This window comes from Dietzia sp. B19 (assembly GCF_014145155.1).
In the GTDB taxonomy this organism is placed as follows: domain Bacteria; phylum Actinomycetota; class Actinomycetes; order Mycobacteriales; family Mycobacteriaceae; genus Dietzia; species Dietzia natronolimnaea.
The window spans coordinates 1-3,202 of sequence record NZ_JAALED010000476.1; the positions used below are offsets into that span (position 1 = coordinate 1).

Genomic DNA, 3,202 nt, shown 5'->3' on the forward strand with positions numbered 1-3,202 from the left:
AGCTTGGAGGCCATCCCGCCGGTGCCCAGCGCACCGCCGGCCCCGGCCACCACCCCGTCGAGGTCGGCCGCGCCCGACACCATCGTCACCGCGGTGGCGTCACCCTTGCGGGGGTCGGAGTCGTAGAGCGCGTCCACGTCCGAGAGCAGGATCAACGCATCGGCGCTGATGAGGTGGGCCACCAGCGCGGCCAGGCGGTCGTTGTCCCCGAAGCGGATCTCGTTGGTGGCCACCGTGTCGTTCTCGTTGACCACCGGCACCGCGCCGAGCGTGCGGAGTCGGTCCAGGGTGCGCTGCGCGTTGGCCGCGCTCTCCCGGCGCCCGATGTCCCCCGCCGTCAGCAGGACCTGGCCCACCACGCGGTCGTACCTGGAGAACGAGTCGCCCCACGCCCGGGCCAGTTCGAGCTGCCCCACACTGGCGGCCGCCTGCTTGGCGGACAGGGTGGCGGGGCGGGTGGTCATCCCCAGTGGGGACATCCCCGCGCCGATCGCGCCGGAGGAGACCACGAAGACGTCCGACCCCGCGGCCATGCGCGCCTGGCAGATGTCGGCCAGGGCGTCGAGCTGCGGCCGGCGGATCCCGCCACCGAAGCTCGTGATGGCCGACGAGCCGATCTTGACCACCACCCGGCGGGCCGTGCCGATCCGGCGCCGCAGCTCCGGTTCGCCGGTCACTCCAGGATCTCCTCATCGGGGTCGATCAGCCCGCGGCGGACACGCTTGCGGTACTTGCGTTCGTGGGCGCCCACGCGCTCGTCGGATTCCAACCGGATGTCGGTGCCGCGGCCCGTGCGCATGAGGTCGACACCGGCGGGGGTCTGTGGCTCCCAGTCGAAGGAGACGTCGCCGACGGTGACCGTGCAGCCCGCCTGCGCGCCGGCCTTGATGAGCGCGTCCTCGACACCCAGCCGGGCCAGGCGGTCGGCGAGGAAGCCGACGGCCTCGTCGTTGGCGAAGTCGGTCTGGCGGATCCAGCGCTCGGGCTTGGATCCCGAGACCATGTAGGCGCCGGCCTCGTTGGGGTCCTTCCGGACCGTGAACTCCGCCACGTCGACGGCCCTGGGACGCAGGACGATCCGCTCGGGCGCCGCCGGCGGGTTCGCCTTGCGATGGGCCTTGATGAGCTCGTAGAGCCCGTACCGCAGTTCGTCGAGGCCCTTGTGGGCGACCGCCGAGATCGCGTACACCGGCCAGCCCTTGGCCTCGAAGTGGGAGGTGACCATCTCGGCCATGTCGGCGGCGTCCGGCACGTCGATCTTGTTGAGCACCACGACCCGCGGCCGGTCGGCCAGGTCCCCCAGACCGGCATCGGCGAGTTCCGGCTGGTAGGCGGCGAGCTCAGCCTCGAGCGCGTCGACATCCGAGATCGGGTCGCGGTCGGACTCGAGGCTCGCGCAGTCCACCACGTGGGCGAGGACGGCCGTGCGCTCGATGTGGCGCAGGAAGTCCAGGCCCAGACCCCGCCCCTCGCTGGCGCCGGGGATGAGCCCGGGCACGTCCGCGATGGTGAACGTGTCGTCCCCCACCGACACCACCCCGAGGTTGGGGACCAGGGTGGTGAACGGGTAGTCGGCGATCTTGGGCTTGGCCGCGGACAGCACCGATACGAGCGACGACTTGCCCGCCGAGGGGAACCCGACCAGTCCGACGTCGGCCATGGACTTGAGTTCGAGGGTCAGGTCGCGGACCTCGCCGGGCTCACCGAGGAGGGCGAACCCCGGGGCCTTGCGGGCCCTGGAGGCGAGTGCAGCGTTGCCGAGCCCGCCCTTGCCGCCCTCGGCCGCCACGAAGCGGGTCCCGGCGCCGACCAGATCGGCCAGCAGCTCCCCGTTCTGGTCCAGCACGACGGTCCCGGGCGGGACCGCCAGCACCAGGTCGGCACCCTGCGCGCCGTTCCGGTTGGCGCCCATCCCGGGCTCTCCCCTGCCGGCGCGGGCGTGGGGCCGGAAGTGGAAGTCGAGCAGCGTGTGGACCTGGGGGTCCACCACCAGCACCACGTCCCCGCCGCTCCCTCCGTTGCCCCCGTCGGGGCCGCCGAGCGGCTTGAACTTCTCCCGGTGCACGGACGTGCAGCCGCGGCCACCGTCCCCCGCCGCGAGGTGGAGCACTACGCGGTCGACGAATCTCGACATATGCGGACTCCTCCTGCTGATCGTGGGACGTAACGGATGTGGCGTAAATGCTCTCGGGGACCGGGCGTGAGGTCATCAGACCCCGCCCGGCCCCCGAGGGCGAATCGCGTCAGTGTCGCCGGGTCAGGCCTCGACGCCGACCGGAACGATGTTGACGGTCTTGCGGCCACGCTTGGTGCCGAACTCGACCGCACCGGCGGCCAGTGCGAACAGCGTGTCGTCGCCGCCACGGCCGACGCCCACGCCCGGGTGGAACTTGGTGCCACGCTGGCGGATCAGGATCTCGCCGGCGTTGACTTCCTGGCCGCCGAAGCGCTTGACGCCGAGACGCTGCGCGTTGGAGTCACGACCGTTACGGGTGCTGGATGCGCCCTTCTTACTTGCCATGTCCGAACCCCTCCTTCAGGGAAGACGCCCGAGGGCGCTGAGCTGGTGGCCTTGGCGGCCGTGGTGGATTACTTGATACCGGTGATCTTGAGCACCGTCAGCTTCTGACGGTGGCCCTGACGCTTGTGGTACCCGGTCTTGTTCTTGAACTTGTGGATCCGGATCTTCGGACCCTTGGCCTGCTCGACGATCTCGCCGGAGACGGAGACCTTGGCCAGGGCGTCGGCAGCGGAGGTGACGGTCGAACCATCGACCACGAGGATCGGGGACAGGGACACGGAGGTACCGGCCTCACCCTCGATCTTCTCGACCTTGACATGGTCACCTTCGGCGACCTTGTACTGCTTGCCGCCGGTCTTGACGATCGCGTACATCGAGGGCTTCCCCTTGCTTCTCGGGTGTGTGGCCGCCACTGGGACGTCCACAACTACTGTGCGGTGTTCTCTCTGACCGGCCGACTCTCGTCAACCGGGATCGCCGGTCCCGCGGCCTTGACGGCCCGGCCCGCGACTTCTCGCGCGACGACATAGCGCCGCCACGAGCGACTTGTCAAGGTTACGGCCCGGCGGCACAGCAGGTCAAACCGACCGCGCCACCGGGCCCGACACCTCTATCGATCGCCACCCTCGGGGGCGGTCGTGGACCTGGTCGCGCGTCGCCGAGCCGGTCGCTGCCGCGGCT

4 protein-coding genes are annotated in these 3,202 nt (G+C 70.5%); all 4 read right to left on the reverse strand.

Going from position 1 to position 3,202, the window contains the following annotated elements; translation table 11 throughout:
• The coding region (gene proB / locus G6020_RS13180) for a glutamate 5-kinase (protein WP_182610931.1) at positions 1–677 on the reverse strand (677 nt) is incomplete at its 3' end.
• On the reverse strand, positions 674–2,134 hold the full coding sequence (gene obgE, locus G6020_RS13185) for a GTPase ObgE (RefSeq protein ID WP_182610932.1): 1,461 nt from the start codon (positions 2,132–2,134) through the stop codon (positions 674–676). The genes obgE and proB, both read right to left, overlap by 4 nt.
• A gap of 123 nt (positions 2,135–2,257) precedes the next feature.
• Entirely contained in the window at positions 2,258–2,521 is a 264-nt protein-coding gene (gene rpmA / locus G6020_RS13190) for a 50S ribosomal protein L27 (protein ID WP_107748170.1), read from the reverse strand.
• 68 nt (positions 2,522–2,589) lie between these two features.
• On the reverse strand, positions 2,590–2,895 hold the full coding sequence (gene rplU / locus G6020_RS13195) for a 50S ribosomal protein L21 (RefSeq protein ID WP_182610933.1): 306 nt from the start codon (positions 2,893–2,895) through the stop codon (positions 2,590–2,592).
• Positions 2,896–3,202 lie beyond the last annotated feature (307 nt).